Here is a 19,249-nt window from a genome sequence, read left to right as displayed (position 1 = left end):
CAGAGGTCAGCGGGAGGCGGTGGGGAAACGACGGTCGTCGGGGTGGGGCGGACGCATCTCGTTCCGGATGAGCTCGAAATCGTGACGACTGAGCTCGAGGAACCCCCGGCGGAGCTGGACGCCCCAGTTCCGGGTGAAGCTCGTGAAGTCGAGGAGCGCGAGCATCGGACGGATGGGCGCCTCGACCGCGTCCGGGTACCAGTCGACACTCCGCCGCCAGGGCCGCCAATCGGCACCGTCCGGTCGCGGCACGGCCGCTTGGTAGACGGTGTCGTCGGAGACCCGCCCGATCGCGGTGAACGCCTTGAGCGGCTCGCCGTCCGGGGTGCTGACCCGCGGCGAGTAGTACACGAAGCCGTCGGACTCGCGCATCTGGTCGAGACCGCCGCGCTGCCCGTGGTTGATCTGCACGAAGCCGTGACGGACGCCGAGGACGACGTGATCCCGCTGGATCACGCCCAGCCAGTACCGGATCGCCATAGGCACAGTCTTCCCTACCGGCGCACCCCCTGCAGCCGCCGAGCCGCACATGCGACACTGAGGCATGCGCGTGATGCTGAAACTCGTCCTGGACTGTGATGTCGACGTCGCCTGGCGGGCACTCCGCTCCCCGGCCGTCCTGCGGGAGCTCTACAGCCCCGTCATGGGACTCGAGGCGCTCGACGCCGACGGGTTCCCGACCATCTGGGAGCCAGGGGCGCACCGCGTCCGAGTGAAGGCCGCCGGCGCGATCCCGGTCGGCGACCAGATCATCGACCTCGAGTTCATCGAACGTCGCGACGGCACCCGCATCCTCCACGACCAGGGAGACCCGGTCAGCGGGCCGCTCAGCAAGCTCGCCGGGTGGGACCACCAGATGGCGGTCGCCCGCGACAAGCACGACCCGACGAAGACCCTGTACCGCGACCGACTCGTCATCACCGGCGCGATCGCCCCGCTCTACTGGTACCCGCTGTGGGCGACGTGGCAGTGGCGCGGTGCCCGCATCAAGGCGCTCGCGCCGAGCTGGGCCTACGACCCGCCGCTCCCCGGCGACGAGGAGGACGACGAGGTCGGCGCGACGGTCGAAGGCGCCATCTGACGCCTCGCCGTCCGGAGGCCCGACCAGCCGTCCGTCAGCGCTGAGCCGCCTCGCCCCAGTGCGTCGACTCGCCCGCGGGCGCGACCGTGCGTGGGACACCGGTGGCCGACGATCGCAGCACCTCCGGCAGGAACCGGTCCGGCATGTTCTGGAACGCGACCGGCCGCAGGAAACGGGTGATCGCAGCCGTCCCCACCGAGGTGCTCGAGTCGTTCGTCGTCGCCGGCCACGGTCCGCCGTGCTGCATGGCGGGCGTGACCGCGACGCCGGTGGGCCAACCGCCGAACAGCACCCGGCCGGCGTGCGCCGAGAGCTGCTGGACGAGTTCCACGAGGTCGTCGCTCGTCTCGTCGGCACCGGCGTGCAGGGTGGCCGTCAGGTTGCCCTCGCAGAACTCCGGCACGAGCGGCGCGAACGCCGTACCGGCCGGGACCTCGACGAGGATCGACAACGGACCGAAGGCCTCGTTGAGTAGGGCGTCCCGACCGGCCCGCAGTGCGTCGAGTGAGACCGCGACGATCGTGGGGGTCGCCCAGCCGTCGCCGTCCTCGTCGACCCGGAGCGAACCCTCGGCGATGACCCGCACGCCGTCGGTGCCGAGGATGGCGTCTCGCCTCGCCTCGTACCCGGCCGTGATGCGGTCGTTCAGGAGTCGGTGCTCGGGAACCGCGGCAGCAGCCTCGCGGATCGACTCGTCGAGCCCCGCGCCGTCCGGCAGGTAGACGAAGCCGGGCTTCGTGCACAGCTGACCCGCCGAGCCCGCGACACTCGTGACGAATCCCGTCGCGATGGCCGTCGCGGACTCGTCGAGGGCGGTCTGCGTCACGAACACGGGGTTGACGCTGCCGAGCTCGCCGAAGAACGGGATCGGGACGGGGCGCGCCGCCGCGAGGTCCGCGAGGATCCGGCCGGCCCGGAGGGAGCCCGTGAACGAACCGGCCCGGACGCGCTCGTCCTGCAGCGCGACGACGCCGGCTTCCTGGCCGATGATCGTCTGGAACACGCCGTCAGGAGCCCCGGACGCCCGGAGCGCGGCCTCGACGACGGCCGCCGTCGCGAGCGAGAGCCGCGGGTGCCCGTCGTGCACCTTGAGGATCACCGGGCATCCGGCCGCGAGGATCGACGCGGTGTCGCCACCGGCGACGGAGAAGGCGAACGGGAAGTTGCTCGCCGCGAAGTTCACGACCGGGCCGAGCGGCACGAGGACGCGGCGGAGTTCCGGGCGTGCGCCGAGTGCGAAGTCCGGGTCGGCCTCGTCGATCCGGACATCGAGGTAGGAGCCGTCGACGATCGTCTCCGCGAAGAGCCGCAGTTGCACGGCGGTGCGACGGAGCTCGCCTCGGAGCCGCGCCTCGGCGAGCCCCGTCTCGACCATGCCGACCGGGACGAGCTCGTCCGCGTGGGCCTGCAGGGCGTCGGCGACGGCGACGAGCGCTCGCGCACGGGCGTCCGCCGGCGTCGCGGCCCACGCGGGTGCCGCCGCGGCGGCTCCCCGGAGGACCTCCTCGAGCTGCTCGGGGGTGGTATCGGCGATGGTGGCGTCGGGGGCTGGCGTGGTCGTCATGTGATCCTCCGGGATCGTGGTGCGGTTCAGAACTGGAAGCCGGTCGGGAACGGATCGGCGGGGTCGAGGAGGTAGGAGCCGATTCCGGTGACCCAGGCCCGACCGGAGATGGTCGGGATGACGGCCGGCCGGCCCGCCACCGTCGTCTCGGCGATCAGCCGGCCGGTGAACCGGCTGCCGATGAAGGACTCGTTGACGAAGTCCTGGTCGAGCGGCAGCTCACCGCGGGCCCAGAGCTCGGCCATGCGCGCCGAGGTGCCGGTGCCACATGGCGAGCGGTCGAACCACCCCGGGAAGATGGCCATGGCATGCCGGGACAGCACGGCGTCGGATCCCGGCGCGATGAACTCGACGTGGTGGCAGTGGTCGAGCCCGGCGATCTCGGGGTGCACGGGCGGCGCCTGCTCGTTGATCGCCGCCATGATCCGCAGGCCCGCGTCGAGGATGTCCTGCTGGCGGTCGCGGTCGAAGGGCAGGCCGACGTCGTCGAGGTCGACCATCGCGTAGAAGTTGCCGCCGAACGCGAGACTGTAGGGCACGGTGCCGAGGCCGGGCACCTCGATCGTGGCGTCGAGGCGGTCGACGTAGCTCGGGACGTTCTCGATGGTCACGCGGTCGGCGTGACCGTCACTGACGTCGACCCGCGCGATCACCAGTCCGGCGGGGGTGTCGAGCCGGATCGTCGTGACCGGCTCGACCACCTCCACCATGCCGGTCTCCACGAGGACCGTCGCGACCCCGATGGTTCCGTGCCCGCACATCGGCAGGCAACCGGACACCTCGATGTACACGACGCCCCAGTCGCAGTCCGCGCGCGTGGACGGCTGCAGGATCGCCCCGCTCATCGCCGCGTGACCGCGAGGCTCGTTCATGAGGAAGAGCCGCAGGTCGTCGAGGTGCTCCATGAAGTGCAGGCGCTTCTCGTTCATGGTCGCGCCGGGGATCACGCCGACCCCGCCGGTGACGACGCGGGTCGGCATGCCCTCGGTGTGCGAGTCGACCGCACTGATCATGCGGGAGGACTTCATGGTGTGCCTCTCAGGACTGGTGGTCGTGGTCGGGGTGTCGCGTCGGCCGTCGGGCTCAGCGTGCCGCGAGGTAGTCGAGCGCGCGACGCGTCTGCGTCGTGACCTGCTCCGTCTGGAGCGCGTTCAGCGGACCGCGCGGCGGACGCGTCGGACCACCGTAGCTCTCGCCGGCGATGTCGATCGACAGCTTGATGGCCTGGACGAACTCCGTCTTCGAGTCCCACCCGAAGACGGGCACGAGCTCGCGGTAGAGGGTGCGGGCCTCGTCGACGCGACCGGAGGTGACGAGCGTGTACAGCTCGACGGCCTCGCGCGGGAAGGCGTTCGGGTAGCCGGCGAACCAGCCGACCGCGCCGGCGACGAGGGACTCGAAGAGGAGGTCGTCCGCCCCCGCGATGACGTCGAGGTCGGTCTTGTCCTGGATCTCGAGCACCCGACGGATGTCGGCCGAGAACTCCTTCACGGCGACGACGTGCTCGAGCTTGGCGAGCTCGACGAGCAGGTCGGGCGTGAGGTCGACCTTGGTGTCGATGGGGTTGTTGTAGGCCATGATCGGCAGGCCGACCTCGTCCACGCGGCTGTAGTGCTCGATGACCTCGTCGTCGTTCGCCCGGTAGATGGTGGGCGGCAGGAGCAGGACGCCGTCCGCGCCGTCCTCCTTCGCGTACTCGGCCCACTGCTGGGCCTGGTGCCAGCCGACCCCGTGTACCCCGGCGACGACGAGGCCGCGGTCGCCGACGGTGTCGACCGCGACCTGGATGACCTTGCGACGCTCGGCGTCCGTCAGCGACGAGTACTCGCCGAGCGAGCCGTTCGGGCCGACGCCGCGGCAACCGTTCTCGATGAGCCAGTTGCAGTGCTCGGCGAAGCGGTCGTAGTCGACGGCGAGGCCTGCGGGCGCCGAGGCATCCTCCTTGAACGCGAGGGTGGTCGCGACGATGACGCCGCCGAGGTCGAACTGCTTGGCCATGGGTGGTTCCTTTCCGAGGGAGTGGTGCGGAGACCGGTCGGTCATCCTGGGTGTTCGGCCGTCGGGGTCGACGGCGGTTCGTGGGGAGGGTGTCCCGGTGCCTGCGCGGCGAGTTCGCCGATGCGCAGCGGGGAGGCGATGGGCCGACGGTCGCTCGAGACGCCGTCGATGAGGCCGTCACCGCCGGATTCGGAGGCGACGCGGTGGAGGAGCTCCTCGACGGTGCGACCGCACATGCGGCCCTGGCAGATCCCGAGCCCGGCACGCGTGCTGAGTTTGAGGGAGCGCAGACCGGTCGCGCAGGTGGCGGTCGCCGTCGCTCGCAGGGAGCCGTAGTCGACCTCCTCGCAGCGGCAGATGGTGGTGTCGTCGTCGAGCCAGTCGCTCCAGCCGGCGCGGATGCCGTGGGCACGTTCGAGCCGGTCGGCGAAGGCGAGGAACGTGTCGCGTCGGCTCACGGCGGCGCGGATCCCGGAGGCACCGGGGAGGCCGCCGGCCGCAGCGTGTCCCGCGATCGCGCCCTCGGCGAGCGCGGCGTCGACACCCCCGATCCCGGTGATCTCCCCCGCCGCGAAGACGGTCGGGACGCTCGTGCGCTGCTCGGCGTCGACCTGGACGAACCGGGCTTCGGTGAGCGCGCAGCCGACCGCGACGGGCAGTTCGAGCCGCGGGGTGAACCCGTGACTGACGCACACGGCGTCCGCTTCGACCGTGCGCTCGGTGCCGGGGATCGGCGACCAGTCGGCGTCGACGGCGGCGATGGTCACGCGCTCGACCCGGTCCGCGCCGTGCGCGGCGACCACCGCGTGACCGACGCGGTACGGGATCCGGTGGCGGAGGTGGCCGCCGACGTAGCCGAGCAGTTCACCGGCCTTCCCGGTCACGCCGAGCAGCTGCCAGGCCTTGGGGAGCCAGCCCCTCGCGAGGCCGCCGACGGTCGTGGCCTCGTAGACCCCGAGCACGCGTGATCCGGTCGCGGTCAGGGACGCGGCCACCGGCAACAGGAACGGTCCGGCACCGGCCACGACCACCCGCTGACCGACGGTGACCCGCTCGCCCTTCGCGAGGGCCTGGGCAGCACCGGCCGAGAAGACGCCGGGGAGGTCCCAGCCGGGGAACGGCAGCGTGCGGTCGTGCGCGCCGGTCGCGAGGACGAGCGCGTCCGGCCGGAGGGTGAGGGGCGTGCGGTCGGTGCCGTCCGGCAGTCCGACGAGGACGTGCAGGCGCAGGCCGGTCGCCCCGGAGGTGTCGTCGGAGCCGTGGTCGGCGGCGGCGCGGTCGACGTCGATCGCCCACACCTGCGCCTCGGTGATCACCGTGCAGCCGTCGTCGGCGTCGAGCGCCGCGCGCATGGCGACGAAGCGCTCGAACCCGTGATGCAGCGAGGCCTCGGCTTCCGACGGCCGGCTCGCCGGCAGGTGCCGCCAGTACTGACCGCCGAGCTCGTCCGAGGCGTCGAGCAGCGTGACGGCGGCGCCGAGCGCCCGGGCGGCGAGCGCGGCCTGGAGGCCGGCTGGCCCTGCGCCGACGACGACGACCTCGCGCTGCCGGGCGCTCATGTCCGGTCCCCGAACGGGTCGTTCTCCGTCGTGGGTTCCGGGAGGGCGTCGTGCTGTGTCTCGATGCGGTCGCCGTCCGCGGCGCGACGCTGGCAGGCACGGACGTCCCGCTGGCCGTTCACCGTGACGATGCAGTCGAAGCAGACCCCGATACCGCAGAAGACGCCGCGTGGCTTCCCTGACCCACTGGTGCGGCGCCAGGCGAGGACGCCGGAGCCCAGCAGGACCCCGGCGATCGTCTGTCCACGGAGTCCGTCGACGGGCGTCCCGTCGAGGTCGATGCGCAGCGCGTCCTCCGTGCCGGGCAGGATCCGGTCGTTCGTCGCGGGCAGTCGTCTCGAGACCATCAGGCCACCTCCGCCGGCCGGTCGACGCGCAGGTGCGGGGCGAGCCCCGGGCGGTCGAGTTGGAACGGGGCGTCGTCGAGGTCGGTGGATCCACCGAGCAGGCGGGCGGCGATCAGTTCAGCGGTCGCGAGGGCCAGTCCGATGCCGGCGCCCTCGTGGCCCGTCGCGTGCCACAGGCCGTCGACACGGTGGTCGGGGCCGATGACCGGGAGGTGGTCGGGCATGTACGGCCGGAAGCCGCCGTAGCTGCGCATGACCGAGGCGTCGCGGAGGAACGGGAAGAGGCGCAGGGACTTCGCCGCGACCTCGCGGAGCACGTCGACATCGAGACGCGCGTCGAATCCGATCTGCTGTCGGCTCGAGCCGATGAGGACCGTGCCCGCGGCGGTGGACTCGACGACGCTCGAGGTCTGGAGCGAGGCGTCGCTCGACTGCGTGGCACCGAAGTAGTCGCCGTCGTAGACCTTGTGGTGCACGCGGTGCGGCATGCGGGTGGTGACGAGCACCATGCCGCGACGGGGACGGACCGGGACGGGTGCGCCGAGCAGGTCGCCGAGCTCGGCCGACCACGGTCCGGCGCAGACGAGGACCGCGTCGCCCGAGACATCGCCCACGGAGGTCTGGACACCCGTGAGGCGACCGGTCGCGCTCCGGACGCCGCCCGTCACGGTGACGCCGGTGCGCACGATCGCGCCCGCACGCCGGGCCGAGGCGAGCAGGGCCTCCGTGGCGATGACGGGCTGGACCTGTGCGTCCTCGGGATAGTGGACGGCCGCCGTGGACGAGCGGGTGATCGACGGCTCCGCCGCGAGCAGCTCGTCCTCGGTGAGGGGTCTGGCGTCGACACCGGCGGCGCGCTGGGCGGCGGCGAAGTCGAGCAGGGGCTGCGCGCCGGCCTCGGTGGTGGCGACCACGATGCCGCCCTTGCGCTCGAACTCGATGCTCGGGAAGGTCGGTCCCAGTTCGGCGCTGAGTTCGGCGGTGACGACGGGCCAGAGGCGTGAGGCGTACCGCGCGAGGTCGAGTTCGGGGCCGGGCCCCTTGTCGGAGACGAGGAGGTTCCCCTCCCCCGAGCCGCTCGTGCCGCCGGCGGCCGCCGAACGGTCGAGCACGACGACCTCGGCACCGCGTCGGGCGAGGATCCGCGCGCAGGCCGCACCGACGATGCCGGCGCCGACGATGACGATGCGGGTCACGTGCGGTCCTCTCGGTCGATGCGGGGAAGGGCTTTCAGTAATGTGTCACACATTCACTGAACAGGCAAGCGTGCACGATCGCGGATCCTGGTCGAGGTCCGCGCACGCACGCCAGGGACTACTCGGCGTCGGATTCGGGCTTGCCGGCCCACCAGCCGGTGGTGTGCCCGATGTGTCGGTGCATGAGCTCGCGAGCGGCGACCCCGTCACCCCGCTCGAGGGCGTCGAGGAGCTCGTGGTGCTCCACGGCGGAGCGGTCGAGCTGCTGCGAATCGAGCATGGCGGCCAACCCCACGAGCCGGGTGCGTCCGCGGAGGTCCGCGACGAGCTCGACGAGCAGCGGGTTGCCGAGTTTCGCGGTGAGCGCGAGGTGGAACGCCTGGTCGGCTTCGAGGTACCGGGTCAGGTCGCCGTCACGGGCACCGGCCACGATGTCGTCAGCCTGTTGCCGGAGCTCGGGGAGCGACCCGTGGTCGAAGACCTCGGCCAGGTCCGCCATCGCGGGCGGCTCGAGGAGCTGGCGGATCTGCGCCGTGTTGCGGAGCGAGGCCTCGCTCACGACGGTGACGCGGAACCCCTTGTTCCGGACCGCCTCCACGAAGTCGCGCTTCTCGAGGTCGAGCATCGCTTCGCGGACCGGGGTCGCCGAGACGTTGAACTGCACCGCCAGCGTCGGTACCGAGATCATCGTCCCCGGAGCGAGCTCGCCCGAGATGATCGCCGCGGACACCGCCCGCTCCACCTGCGCGCGCAGGCTCAGCCGTTCCTCGGCCGGTCGGATCGCCGACATGCTCATCGCGACTCCCATCCTTCGTCTCCCACCACGGTCCGCTCAGGTTACTGGGCGCACATCCACGCTTCGATGCCCGACGCGTCGATGGGCAGCGCATCCGACAGCACCTCGGCGCCGTCGGCCGTCACGAGCAGGTCGTCCTCGAGCCGGACGCCGATGCCGCGCAGTTCCGGCGGAACCGTCTCGTCGAAGGCGTGGAAGTACAGCCCCGGCTCGACCGTGAGCACCATGCCGGGCGCCATCGAGCCGCCCTGGTAGGCCTCGTAGGAGGACTTGGCGCAGTCGTGGACATCGAGGCCGAGGTGGTGACCGATGCCGCACACGAGGTACCGCCGGTGCTGTTGCCCGACCGGGCTCAGAGCCTCGTCGACGGACACCGGCAGGAGGCCCCAGTCGTGGAGTCCCTGCGCGATGACCTCCATGGCGGCGTGGTGGAAGTCGGTGAAGTCGCGGCCCGGGCGTACGGCGGCCATCCCGGCGCGGTGGGACGCCTCGACGAGGTCGTGGACGCGACGCTGCTCCGGACTGAAGGTGCCCGAGACGGGGAAGGTGCGGGTCACGTCCGCCGTGTAGAACGCACGCGTCTCCACGCCCATGTCGAGCAGGATCGCGTCCTCGGGGCGGACCGGGCCGTCGCAGCGCACCCAGTGGAGCGTGGGTGCGTGCGCGCCGCTGCCGACGATGGTCGAGTAGCCGGGGCCGTTCCCCGTGGTGCGGGCGTGCCGGTCGAAGGTCCCCTGCAGCCAACGCTCACCCCCGCCGGCGACGGCCGTCGGCAGCTCCCGGATCACGGCGGAGAACCCGCCGACGGTCGCGTCGACCGCTCGCCGCAGCTCCGCGATCTCCCACTCGTCCTTGATCATGCGCAGTTCCGAGAGCACGCGGCCGAGTTCCGGCGCGACCGTCAGCGGCTCGAGCGCGCGATGCCGCGAGGTCAAGGTTCCCGCGAGGAGCGGTCGGTCGACGCCTCGGAGCGCGTCGGGCAGCGCGGCGAGCACCTCGACGCGGAGGTCGAGGACCGCCGACCAGTCGGCCGGCCCCGGCGCGGAGCCGACCCAGAGCTCACCGTGGTTGGCGTCGGCGAAGAACCCGGTCTCGCCCGGGTGCGCCGGTGCCGGGATGTACAACGTCGCGTCGTGACCGGCGCCGCTCGGACGCAGCACGAGGACCGCGTCCTCGGCGGAGCAGCCGGTGAGCCAGAAGAAGTCGCTGTCGGGGCGGAAGTCGTAGTTCGAGTCGTTGGCCCGGACGGGCGCGCGTCCGGCGGCGACGACGAGTGTCCGCCCGACGAAGGCCTCGCCCAGCCGACGACGGTGCTCGGCTGCGGCCGCGGCGATCCCGGGCTCGACCGGCGGCGTGCGGTCGGGGGTGCCCCAGCCGGTGCCGAGGAACTCGCGGAACGCCGGCACCTCGGCCAGGCGGGGCAGCTTCGGGTCCGGGTTCGCCGGGCGCGGCATGGACGTGGCGGGTGCCTCCGTGGTGGCCGGCGCGAGGCCCGCCGTCTGCTCGGGTGCCTGCTGCTGTGTGTCGGTCATGCCTGCTCCTCATCCGCGCGACGGCAGCCGCGCTCGTCCACCATCGAGAACAGGCGGCGCACCACGGCGGCGTCCTGGATCCCGTCGTGCTCGTACTCGTTCGTGACCCAGGCGGTCGCCCCGCCGACCACGTCGACCGTCTCCAACTGCAGCTGCGCGTCCACGTACATGTCGTCGAAGTACACGGCCGCGGCGAGCGGCACCGTGCTCGCCTCCAGGACCGCGGGGTCGTACAGCGGGTCCCAGTCGGTCTTGGCCGCCAGTCGCTCCACCGCGCCCTGGAAGGGTCGGAGCGAGCGGATCTCCTCGAACATCCAGGGGTAGACCATCTCCCCCGTGAACAGCAGCGGCCTGGCCGTCTCGGCGAACGCCGGCCGTGCGTCGCGCTCGGCCTGCGCCGCCCACGCGGTCGCCCCCGAGCCGGCGGCACCGTAGATGCTCTCCTGCAGGGCGATGAAGAGGGGGTTGTCGACGTAGGACGTCCTCCCCCAGACCTGCGCCAGGAAGGTGTCGCTCAGGTGGTCGCCGCTGTCGAACGCCTCGTCGAGCAGCCAGTGGAGGCGCTCGTAGCCGGGCTTCATCCCGAAGTCGATCCCGAGGTTCTGGAAGCGCCGCACGGTGAGTCGGTCGCCGTCCGGCAGGAGCACCTCCTCGGCGGCGAGGCGGTCGGCGATCCGCGCGACGGTGTCGATGTCCTGAGGGTACCGTTCGGCGAAGGCCAGGTTCTTGCGCTCGGTGCGCGGATAGGTGCGGCGGTACACCTCCGCCGCCGACGGGTGGATGCCCGCCAGACCGCCGGTGACGTAGCAGGCGGCCAGTCCCTCCGGGGCTCGCGAGAGATAGGTGAGGGTGAGGAACCCGCCGTAGCTCTGACCGAGCGTCGACCAGCGACGGCCTCCGAAGACGGTGCGGCGCAGGTACTCGGCGTCGTCGACGATCGAGTCTGCCCGGAAGCGTTCCAGGTACTCGGCCTGTGCGGCAGCGTCACCGACGGCCGCGATGGACCGGCCGTCGATCCTGGTGCTCCGGCCCGTGCCGCGCTGGTCGAGCAGCACGAGGCGGAAGGTGCGGAGGGCCTCGGCGATCCAGCCGTCCCTGGACACCGGACGCGGGCCTTTGCCGCCCGGTCCGCCCTGGAGGAACACGAGGACCGGGAGCTGCTCGTCGCGACGCAGGGGGTCGACGAGTTCGCGGGCGAACACGCTGATCGTGCGGCCGTCGTCGGGCCGTCGCCAGTCGAGCGGGACGTCGACCGTGTGGTCGGTCACGTGGATCCCCGGCAGCAGGGAGGTGGTGGTGCGGTGGGTCATGCCTGTGTCCTTCCGGCGGCCGGTCCGTGCGTCCGCTCCTGTTCGAGCATGGTGGCACGCGCGGCCTCCCAGCTCGGGTCGATCGTGGGCACGGCGGCGAGCAGGGTCTTCGTGTACTCGTCCTGCGGGTGGTCGAAGATCGCCTCGCGGTCACCCTGCTCGACCACCTTGCCCCGGTGCATGACTGCGACGTCGTGCGCGATCTGCCGCACGACGGCGAGGTCGTGCGCGATGAACAGGTAGCTCAGACCGCGCTCGGCCTGCAGGTCGCGCAGCAGGTCGATGATACGTGCCTGCACCGACACGTCGAGCGCCGACACCGCCTCGTCGCAGATCACGAGCTTCGGGGAGACGGCGAGCGCCCTGGCGATCCCGATGCGCTGGGCCTGGCCGCCGGAGAACTGCCGCGGGTAGCGCTGGAGGTGGTCGGGGTTCAGGCCGACGCGGTCGAGCAGGTCGCGCACGAGGGCACGCTTGCCCTGCTTCGGGGTGATGCCCTGGTAGTCGAGCGGTGCCGACACGATGCGCTCGACGGTGTGCCTCGGGTTGAGGGAGGAGAACGGGTCCTGGAAGACGACCTGCACCTTCGCCCGGAACGCGGCGAGCGCCGGCCCACGCGCAGTGGTGACGTCCTCGCCGTCGAAGGTGATCGTGCCGGCGGTCGGTTCGATGAGCTTCGCGATCATCCGCGCGGTCGTCGACTTGCCGCTGCCCGACTCCCCGACGATGCCGAGCGTCTCGCCGGCGCGGACGGCGAACCGGACGTCGTCGACGGCGCGGAACTGCGTGGTGCGTGCGCGGAACGCGCCGTCGCCCCTCGTGGTGAAGTCCTTCGTGAGCCCGGTGGCCTGCAGGAGCACTGGTGCATCGTTCATGCCTGTCCCTCTCCGGTCGTGGCGGGTGCCGTCGGTCGCTCGGTGAACGGGTCGTCGATCCGCGGGAGGGCGTCGAGGAGCGCCCGGGTGTACGCCGCCTGTGGTCGGGAGAAGATCTGTTCGGCCGTGCCCATCTCGACGGGGTCGCCGCCGCGCATGACGAGCACGTCGTCGGCGACCTGACTGACGACGGCGAGGTCGTGGGTGATGAAGATCATGCCGGCACCGGTCTCCCGTTGCAGTTCGGAGAGGAGGTCGAGGATCTGCGCCTGGACGGTGACGTCGAGCGCCGTCGTCGGTTCGTCCGCGATGAGCAGGTCGGGTTCCAGACAGAGCGCCATGGCGATCATGATGCGCTGCCGCATGCCGCCAGAGAACTGGTGCGGGTAGTGGTCGACCCGCCGGGAGGCGTCCGCGATGCGGACCCGTTCGAGGGCCTCGATCGTGACGGCCCTGGCGGCCTTCCGGGAGCCGCCGCGATGGGCGCGGTACGCCTCCTCGATCTGCAGTCCGACGGTGTAGTACGGGTTGAGCGAGGAGAGCGGGTCCTGGAAGACCATCGCGATCCGATCGCCGCGCACCCGCCGCATCTCGCGGTCGCTGCGACCGACGAGCTCGTGTCCGCTCAGCCGGACGCTGCCGGTCGTGCGCCCGCCGTTCGGGAGCAGTCCCATGATCGCGAGCGAGGTCATGGACTTGCCGGAGCCGGACTCGCCCACGATGCCGAGGGTCTGGCCGTGCTGGACGGCGAACGACGCCTTCCGCACCACGTCGATGTCGCCGGAGGTGGTCGGGAAGGTGACCGTGAGGTCGTCGACCTCGAGCAGCGCCGCCCCGGGGACGGGCAGGGAGATGGTCCTGGTGACGGTGGGGCTCATGCGCTCTTCACTCTCACTCTCGGGTCGAGGAACGTGTACACGACGTCGACCACGACGTTGCCGATGACCACGAAGAACGCGGCCAGCAGGGTGACGCCCATGATGACGGGCTGGTCGTTCTTCGCGATCGAGTCGGCGGCGAGCTTGCCGACGCCGTTCAATCCGAACACCGTCTCGGTGATGAGGGCGCCCCCGAGGAGGCCCGCGAAGTCCATGCCGAAGAGCGTGACGACGGGCGTGAGCGCCGGGCGCAGCGCATGGCGGCGCAGGATGAGCGGCGCGGGCAGGCCCTTCGCCCGGGCGGTCCGCATGAAGTTCTCACCGAGGGTGTCGATGACGTTCGCCCGGACGAGCCTCGCGTACATCGACGCGTAGCCGAGGGCGAGCACGATCCACGGCATGAGGTAGTTCTGGAACCAGCGGACCGGGTCCTCGGCGAAGGGCACGGCCTGCGGGAACGGCAGGATCTGCAGTTGCACCACGAGGACGTACTGCAGGAGGAGCGCGAGGAAGTAGTTCGGCAGGCTGATGCCGGCGAGCGCGACCATCATCGCCCCACGGTCCCAGCCGGTCCCCTGCTTGACGGCGCTGAGCAGGCCACCGCTGACGCCGACGAGCAGCCAGAGGACCGCCGCACCGATCGCGACCGTCGCGGTCACGGGGAAGCGCGCGGTGATCATGTCCAGGACGGACTCGTTGGTCTGGAAGCTGAAGCCGAGGCACGGCGCCGCGCAGGAGACCGCCGAGGTGCCTTTCCCGTAGCTCCGACCCATGACGATCCCCCGGATGAACTCGAGGTACTGCTGCCAGAACGGCTGGTCGAGCCCGAGCTGTGCCCGGATCTGGTCGATGCGGTCGGGGGTGCAGGTCTTGCCGCAGATCTGCACCGCCGGGTCGGGCGACAGCAGGAAGAAGATGACGTAGGTGAAGAGGCTGATGAGCAGCAGGATGCCGATCGCCGACGCGATCCGGCGCAGGAGGTAGAGGGTCATGAGGCGGCGTCTCCCGAGTCGAGGGCCTTGCGCAGGCGGTCGCCGAGCACGGTGAAGGAAAGCACCGTGAGGAACAGGAAGGTGCCGGGGATCAGGAAGTACATCGGGTCGACCGCGTACCAGCCGACCGCGGTCGCGATCATCTGGCCCCAGCTCGGCGTGGGCGGGGTGACGCCGACACCGAGGAAGGAGAGGCCCGCCTCCGTGCCGATGTAACCGGGAACGGCGAGGGTGGCCAGGACGATGATGGTGCCGCGGAGGTTCGGCAGGATCTCGCGGAAGACGATGCGGATGCCCCCGGCGCCCGACGCACGCGCCGATTCGACGAACTCGCTCGTCCGCAGCGACATCGCCTGACCGCGCACCACCCGAGCGGTGTACGGCCAGCCGAAGAGGCTCAGCACGACGACGAGCAGGACCGGTCGGTTGCCGGCGGGCAGGGCCGACAGGAGCGCGATCATGAAGATGAGCGACGGGAACGCCATGAGGAAGTCCATGACGCGGGAGACGACCTGGTCGACCCACCCGCCGTAGAAGCCGGCGAGCATGCCGAGCACGACGCCGAGCACGGTGGTGACGATCGTCGCCGAGACGGCGATCGACAGCGACACCTGCGCACCGAAGGCGATGCGCGCGAAGATGTCGCGTCCGTTCCCGGGTTCGACCCCGAACCAGTGCTCGGCGGAGATCCCGCCGAGGTTGCCGATCGGCACGCCGCCGAGGTCGGAGTCCACCGCCGACTTGTCGAAGGTGTACGGACCCCAGCCGCTGATCGCGGTGATCAGCGGGGCGAGGATCGCGAGCAACACGACGAGCACGATGAACGCGACGCTGAGCAGCACCGGTGGGCTGGAACGGAGGGTGGCGATCACCCGCCGCGCGGGGGTGGGCGCGCCGACCGGCGCACCCACCTCCTCGGCGACGGTGGTCAGCTCACTGGGAACGGACGACGACATCTGCGGCTACCGGCTTTCCGACTACTTGCCGGCCGAGGACAGGCCGACGGACACGTAGTCGATGCCACCCGAGTACCCGGCGTGCGAGTACGCACCGGCGACGTTGGCTCCGACGACCATGACCGTCTTCTCGAACAGCAGCGGCACCGTCGGCACGAGCTTCTGGATCTGCTCGTCGAGCGCGCCCCAGGCGGCGTTGGCCTCGTCGGTGTCGGTCATCGCGCGGATCTCGGCGATGCGCTCGTTGACGGCGGGGTCGTTCAGCTGCGCGATGTTCGAGTTGCCCTTCGGGAAGATCTGCGAACCGTCGAAGAGCGGCGGCAGGAAGGTCGAGCCGGAGGCCCAGTCCGGGCACCAGCCGGTGATGGCGGCGTCGTTCTGCTGCGACGTCGTGCCGATGACCTCGTAGTAGGTCGAGGTGTCGATGAGGTTGAAGTTCACCGTGATGCCGGCCTTCGCGAGCGCCTGCTGCACCGCCTCGGCCTGCGCCTGCATCTTGGGCTGGCTGCGGATGTCGAGCGTGAAGGAGAAGCCGTCGGGGAGGCCCGCCTCGGCGAGGAGTTCCTTGGCCTTCTCCGGGTCGCCTGCGTTGTCCTTGCTCGGGTAGAGGTCGAATTCGGTGTGGCCGGCGACGGTGGGCGGCAGCATGGTGGTCGCGATGTCCGCGAGCTGCGATCCGCCCGAGGCGTCCTTCACCGACTCGCGGTCGATGGCGTAGGCGATGGCCTGGCGGACCAGCGGGTTGTCCATGTTCGGCTTGGTCGTGTTCAGACCCATGTACGTGGTGCAGCCCTGGAGGCCGGCGATGGTGCGTGCCTTGAGTGCCGGCGTCTGGATCCGGGAGATGGAGGCTGCCTGGACGGACCCGGCGATCGCGTTCGCGTCGTCACCCTGGCCGGCGATCATGCGCTCGTCGATGGTCGAGGCGTCGAGGCCGAAGGTGAAGTCGAAGCCGTCCGGGTAGGCCTTGCGGACGTCGTCCGTCTTCGGGTCCCACGAGTCGTTGCGGACGAGCTTCAGCTGCGAGCCGCGCTCGTAGCTGTCGACCTTGTAGGGGCCGGAGGCAATCGGCATCTTGTCGAGGCTCGTCGTCGTCACCCGCTCGGTGTCGGCGGGGAAGGGCGTGAAGCTGTTCTGCCCGACGACGCTCGCGAAGTCGGCGAACGGCTCCTTGAGCGTGAAGACGATGGTCTGGTCGTCCGGCGTCTGGATGGACGGCAGGTCACCCGTGATGTACGGGCCCTCGTACGAGTCCGTGCCGGCGATCGTGAGGCGGGCGTAGGGCGATCCGACGGCGATGGCCGGGTCGAAGGAGCGCTCGACGCCGAACTTCACGTCCTTGCTCGTGATCGGCGTGCCGTCCTCGAACTTGAGGTCGTCCTTGAGCGTGAACGTCCACTGGAGGCCGTCGTCGCTCACCGTGCCGAGGTCGGTCGCGAGGTCGGGGACCATCTCGGTGCCCTTGGCGCCCTCGCCCGTGGACTGCGTCGTCAACGTGCGGTAGATGAGGCGGTAGAAGTTGTTCACGCCGCCGTCGAAGCCCTGGACCGGGTCGAGATGCGAGAAGTCCGCGTTCAGGAGGACGTCGACGGTGCCGCCCTTCACCGGGGTACTGGACGGTCCGTCACCTCCTGAGCCGGAACCCGCGGAGGTACACCCCGCGAGGAGGAGGACGGCCGCCGCCGCGAGGGCGGGGATGGAGAATCGTTGCTTCATGACGCTCTGCTTTCGTGTCGATCGGGCGGGTCGCCCGCGGGTGGAGAGGGTGGAGCGGGGTCGGGGGACGGGAGGAGGTCAGTGGGAGCGGAACCAGACGCGCATGGCACCCGGTTCGCGGTTGCCCCAGAGGGCGTAGGGGATGAGGGTCGCGGTGGTCTGTGTCACCGAGGCCGTCGTCGCGACCGCGGCGAGCGGTGCCGTGGCGGGCTCGGTGTCGGGCGCCCCGGACAGGATCGGGTAGAGCACGGCCGGAGCGGGGGCGTCGACGGTCGCCGGGACGAGGAGCGCGATGGCGTCGATCCCCTCCCGGTCCAGGATCCGACGGTGCTCGACGACCGCGCGATCCGCGTCGGCTCCGGAGAACCGCAGGAGGTCGAGGTCCGCCGTCGTGTCCTGCTGCTCGGCGCAGGAGACGATCGGTCCGCGGGCGAAGGCGATCGAGCCGCGGAGGGCGTCGACGGAGGGGTGCGCGCCGTGCGCCCGGACGGGCATCGGGAGGTCGAGCTCCACGGTGTCGCCCGCACGCCACCAGCGCCGGACACGGACCCATCCGTCGACGGGTTCGAGCGGCGCGGCCGATCCGCCCATGCGGATGGAGCCGCCCACGACCCACGCGGGGATGCGGATCGCGAGCTCGACCTCGTCGTCGGCGGCGGTGTCCACCGTCACGGTGACCGCTCCGTCCCACGGATACGCGGTGTCGACGGTGAAGGAGAGCCGCTCGGTCGCGATCGACGCCGCGGTGAGGTGGGCGACTTCGACACCGGCGGGGGTCGACGTCGCGAGGTGATCCTGCAGCTCCGCGGTCCAGCGCACGATGTTCGGCGGGCAACACGGGCAGCCGAACCAGCCCCGCCGGAGGAGTTCGCCGTCCGCCTCCGCCCCCGACCGCTGGAGGTGGTCAGGGCGACGCTGCAGCGGGTTGTCGTAGAAGAAGGCCATGCCGTCCGCGGAGAGGCCGGCGGCGTACGCGTTGTAGAGGACGGTCTCGACGGTGTCGAGGACGGCCGCCGACCCGGTCGCGAGGTACAGGCGCCAGCCCCACTGCATCACGGCGATCGCCGCGCACGTCTCGCTGTAGGAGCGTTCGGACGGCAGCTCGTAGCGGTCGCCGATCGCCTCGTCGGAGTGTCGACTCCCGAGGCCGCCCGTGAGGTAGAGCTTCGTCTCCACCATGTCGTCCCAGAGCCGCTGCAGCGACGCGAGCAGCTCCTGGTCGCCGCGTTCGAGGGCGACGTCGGTCGCTCCGGCGGCCAGGTACGCCATGCGGACGGCGTGTCCGGTCACGGAGTCGAGGTCGCGCAGCGGGGCCGAGTCCTGGAAGTACTCGGCGGGGAAGACCCGGAGCTCGACCGTGCCGTGGCCGCGTCGGTCGACGAACGCGGTCGCGAGCTCGAGGTAGGACGGCACGCCGGTCTCACGGAACAGCTCGACCAGGGCCATTTCGACCTCGGGGTGCCCGCACACCTGCGGGTCGCCGTCCGGTCCGAACCGTTCGACGGCGAGGTCGGCGAACGCCCGGGCGACGATCAGCAGACGGTCGTCGCCGAGACGACGCTTCGCGGCGACCGCTGCCTGGATGAGATGCCCGAGGTTGTACAGCTCGTGGCCCCAGGCGAGGTCCTCCCAGGGTTCCTTCTCGATCTCCGGAGCCTGGAAGTAGGAGTTGAGGTACCCGTCCTCGCGCTGCGCGGCTTCGATGACACCGACGGCCTCCTCGTAGAAGTCGCGGACATCGCCGGGTGCCGCCCCGACGACCTCGTCCTCGGCGAGCAGGTAGGCGAGGCCTTCGAGGGTCTTGAAGACGTCCGTGTCGAGGAACGGGTAGCGCCCGCGGAAGCGTGAGGTGCCGTCCCCCTGGTCGGCGATCCGGGCGAGGTTGTCGAGGTTGCCGGCGAGGCGGAGCTGCTCGATCGAGTGCGGGACGGTGGCGTCGCGGTTCCGACGCTGCCACGCACCGAGTTCGCCATCTCCCAGCGCGACCTGTCCGGCGCCCAGCGGGATGCGGACTCCCGCGATCGGTGCGACGGCGGCGTAACGGCCTCCCGCGTGCACCGCGGTGCTCGCTGCTCGGGCGTCTTCGTCGAAGCTCATGGGCGACAGGCCTTTCTGTACCGTGTGACACAGTACACGGATCCGGGTTTGTGGTGGGTGACACATTACTCACCTGCTCCAGCGAGGTGTCAAGCGCCGACGACCGATTCCAGGAGATGGAAACACAGCCGTAACGCGCCTCTCCCAGCAGACTCCTCGCCGGATGCGCTACGCTGGAGGAACTTGCGTGCGATCGCGCCATCCGGTGCGGTACTCGCTTGCGTCGTAGAACGCTCCCTCTCTCCCCTGCACGGCACCCAGCGGTGCATGCCAGGGTCGATGACACTTCATACGGCGAACGGATGCGCGACCTGCGCCTTCGCCACCTCCCACCAGCGACGACGCCGACGGA

The 19,249-nt window shown here is 71.0% G+C and carries 17 protein-coding genes; 1 reads left to right on the top strand and 16 read right to left on the bottom strand.

Annotated elements, in window-relative coordinates; all coding sequences use genetic code 11:
- Window positions 1–6: 6 nt before the first annotated feature.
- On the bottom strand, window positions 7–480 hold the full coding sequence (locus tag ACLIME_RS00600; protein ID WP_079705228.1) for an EVE domain-containing protein: 474 nt from the start codon (window positions 478–480) through the stop codon (window positions 7–9).
- Between the two features lie 73 nt (window positions 481–553).
- On the opposite strand from ACLIME_RS00600, the gene ACLIME_RS00595 reads away from it, so the two are divergent.
- Window positions 554–1,081, top strand: a complete 528-nt coding sequence (locus ACLIME_RS00595; RefSeq protein ID WP_229940281.1) for a hypothetical protein — start codon at window positions 554–556, stop codon at window positions 1,079–1,081.
- A gap of 34 nt (window positions 1,082–1,115) precedes the next feature.
- On the opposite strand, the gene ACLIME_RS00590 is transcribed toward ACLIME_RS00595, so the two are convergent.
- The 15 genes from ACLIME_RS00590 to ACLIME_RS00520 all read right to left on the bottom strand — a co-directional run bounded on the left by ACLIME_RS00590 (window position 1,116) and on the right by ACLIME_RS00520 (window position 18,897).
- Entirely contained in the window at window positions 1,116–2,645 is a 1,530-nt protein-coding gene (locus ACLIME_RS00590; protein ID WP_411557972.1) for an aldehyde dehydrogenase (NADP(+)), read from the bottom strand.
- 26 nt (window positions 2,646–2,671) lie between these two features.
- Window positions 2,672–3,673 (bottom strand): proline racemase family protein, encoded by a 1,002-nt coding sequence (locus tag ACLIME_RS00585; RefSeq protein ID WP_079705225.1) that lies wholly within the window; start codon window positions 3,671–3,673, stop codon window positions 2,672–2,674.
- 55 nt (window positions 3,674–3,728) lie between these two features.
- Window positions 3,729–4,643, bottom strand: a complete 915-nt coding sequence (locus tag ACLIME_RS00580) for a dihydrodipicolinate synthase family protein (RefSeq protein ID WP_064294275.1) — start codon at window positions 4,641–4,643, stop codon at window positions 3,729–3,731.
- Between the two features lie 41 nt (window positions 4,644–4,684).
- Window positions 4,685–6,202 carry an FAD-dependent oxidoreductase gene (locus ACLIME_RS00575; RefSeq protein ID WP_411557971.1) on the bottom strand — a complete coding sequence of 506 codons (1,518 nt, stop codon included), beginning with the start codon at window positions 6,200–6,202 and terminating at the stop codon, window positions 4,685–4,687.
- Window positions 6,199–6,549: a (2Fe-2S)-binding protein gene (locus ACLIME_RS00570; RefSeq protein WP_079705223.1), complete on the bottom strand. Its 351-nt coding sequence runs from the start codon at window positions 6,547–6,549 to the stop codon at window positions 6,199–6,201. Before ACLIME_RS00570 ends, ACLIME_RS00575 begins: the two co-directional genes overlap by 4 nt.
- On the bottom strand, window positions 6,549–7,745 hold the full coding sequence (locus ACLIME_RS00565; protein WP_411557970.1) for an NAD(P)/FAD-dependent oxidoreductase: 1,197 nt from the start codon (window positions 7,743–7,745) through the stop codon (window positions 6,549–6,551). Before ACLIME_RS00565 ends, ACLIME_RS00570 begins: the two co-directional genes overlap by 1 nt.
- Before the next feature lie 118 nt (window positions 7,746–7,863).
- Window positions 7,864–8,541: a GntR family transcriptional regulator gene (locus ACLIME_RS00560; RefSeq protein ID WP_064294279.1), complete on the bottom strand. Its 678-nt coding sequence runs from the start codon at window positions 8,539–8,541 to the stop codon at window positions 7,864–7,866.
- Between the two features lie 41 nt (window positions 8,542–8,582).
- The gene (locus ACLIME_RS00555) at window positions 8,583–10,073 is read right to left on the bottom strand and encodes an aminopeptidase P family protein (RefSeq protein WP_411557969.1); all 1,491 of its coding nucleotides are present in this window, start codon (window positions 10,071–10,073) and stop codon (window positions 8,583–8,585) included.
- Window positions 10,070–11,383 (bottom strand): alpha/beta fold hydrolase, encoded by a 1,314-nt coding sequence (locus tag ACLIME_RS00550; protein WP_411557968.1) that lies wholly within the window; start codon window positions 11,381–11,383, stop codon window positions 10,070–10,072. The genes ACLIME_RS00555 and ACLIME_RS00550 overlap by 4 nt, the downstream gene beginning before the upstream one ends.
- Complete coding sequence (locus ACLIME_RS00545) at window positions 11,380–12,258, bottom strand: ABC transporter ATP-binding protein (RefSeq protein ID WP_411557967.1); 879 nt, start codon at window positions 12,256–12,258, stop codon at window positions 11,380–11,382. The genes ACLIME_RS00550 and ACLIME_RS00545 overlap by 4 nt, the downstream gene beginning before the upstream one ends.
- The gene (locus ACLIME_RS00540; protein ID WP_079705219.1) at window positions 12,255–13,136 is read right to left on the bottom strand and encodes an ABC transporter ATP-binding protein; all 882 of its coding nucleotides are present in this window, start codon (window positions 13,134–13,136) and stop codon (window positions 12,255–12,257) included. Before ACLIME_RS00540 ends, ACLIME_RS00545 begins: the two co-directional genes overlap by 4 nt.
- The gene (locus tag ACLIME_RS00535; protein WP_411557966.1) at window positions 13,133–14,128 is read right to left on the bottom strand and encodes an ABC transporter permease; all 996 of its coding nucleotides are present in this window, start codon (window positions 14,126–14,128) and stop codon (window positions 13,133–13,135) included. The genes ACLIME_RS00540 and ACLIME_RS00535 overlap by 4 nt, the downstream gene beginning before the upstream one ends.
- The gene (locus tag ACLIME_RS00530; protein ID WP_064294392.1) at window positions 14,125–15,060 is read right to left on the bottom strand and encodes an ABC transporter permease; all 936 of its coding nucleotides are present in this window, start codon (window positions 15,058–15,060) and stop codon (window positions 14,125–14,127) included. The genes ACLIME_RS00535 and ACLIME_RS00530 overlap by 4 nt, the downstream gene beginning before the upstream one ends.
- A gap of 45 nt (window positions 15,061–15,105) precedes the next feature.
- A complete protein-coding gene (locus tag ACLIME_RS00525; protein WP_079705216.1) occupies window positions 15,106–16,800 on the bottom strand; it encodes an ABC transporter substrate-binding protein in 1,695 nt (564 codons plus the stop codon).
- A 78-nt stretch (window positions 16,801–16,878) separates the two neighbouring features.
- On the bottom strand, window positions 16,879–18,897 hold the full coding sequence (locus ACLIME_RS00520) for a glycoside hydrolase family 127 protein (RefSeq protein ID WP_411557965.1): 2,019 nt from the start codon (window positions 18,895–18,897) through the stop codon (window positions 16,879–16,881).
- Window positions 18,898–19,249: the final 352 nt, after the last annotated feature.

Source organism: Plantibacter sp. MPB07 (assembly GCF_046619465.1).
Lineage (GTDB): Bacteria > Actinomycetota > Actinomycetes > Actinomycetales > Microbacteriaceae > Plantibacter > Plantibacter auratus.
This window is presented reverse-complemented; position numbering and strand designations above follow the sequence as displayed.

Bases quoted from the DNA above. Each gene is read 5' to 3' on its own strand.
- ACLIME_RS00600 (WP_079705228.1), bottom strand. From the start codon at position 480: ATGGCGATCCGGTACTGGCTGGGCGTGATCCAGCGGGATCACGTCGTC.
- ACLIME_RS00595 (WP_229940281.1), top strand. From the start codon at position 554: ATGCTGAAACTCGTCCTGGACTGTGATGTCGACGTCGCCTGGCGGGCA.
- ACLIME_RS00590 (WP_411557972.1), bottom strand. From the start codon at position 2,645: ATGACGACCACGCCAGCCCCCGACGCCACCATCGCCGATACCACCCCC.
- ACLIME_RS00585 (WP_079705225.1), bottom strand. From the start codon at position 3,673: ATGAAGTCCTCCCGCATGATCAGTGCGGTCGACTCGCACACCGAGGGC.
- ACLIME_RS00580 (WP_064294275.1), bottom strand. From the start codon at position 4,643: ATGGCCAAGCAGTTCGACCTCGGCGGCGTCATCGTCGCGACCACCCTC.
- ACLIME_RS00575 (WP_411557971.1), bottom strand. From the start codon at position 6,202: ATGAGCGCCCGGCAGCGCGAGGTCGTCGTCGTCGGCGCAGGGCCAGCC.
- ACLIME_RS00570 (WP_079705223.1), bottom strand. From the start codon at position 6,549: ATGGTCTCGAGACGACTGCCCGCGACGAACGACCGGATCCTGCCCGGC.
- ACLIME_RS00560 (WP_064294279.1), bottom strand. From the start codon at position 8,541: ATGAGCATGTCGGCGATCCGACCGGCCGAGGAACGGCTGAGCCTGCGC.
- ACLIME_RS00555 (WP_411557969.1), bottom strand. From the start codon at position 10,073: ATGACCGACACACAGCAGCAGGCACCCGAGCAGACGGCGGGCCTCGCG.
- ACLIME_RS00550 (WP_411557968.1), bottom strand. From the start codon at position 11,383: ATGACCCACCGCACCACCACCTCCCTGCTGCCGGGGATCCACGTGACC.
- ACLIME_RS00545 (WP_411557967.1), bottom strand. From the start codon at position 12,258: ATGAACGATGCACCAGTGCTCCTGCAGGCCACCGGGCTCACGAAGGAC.
- ACLIME_RS00540 (WP_079705219.1), bottom strand. From the start codon at position 13,136: ATGAGCCCCACCGTCACCAGGACCATCTCCCTGCCCGTCCCCGGGGCG.
- ACLIME_RS00535 (WP_411557966.1), bottom strand. From the start codon at position 14,128: ATGACCCTCTACCTCCTGCGCCGGATCGCGTCGGCGATCGGCATCCTG.
- ACLIME_RS00525 (WP_079705216.1), bottom strand. From the start codon at position 16,800: ATGAAGCAACGATTCTCCATCCCCGCCCTCGCGGCGGCGGCCGTCCTC.
- ACLIME_RS00520 (WP_411557965.1), bottom strand. From the start codon at position 18,897: ATGAGCTTCGACGAAGACGCCCGAGCAGCGAGCACCGCGGTGCACGCG.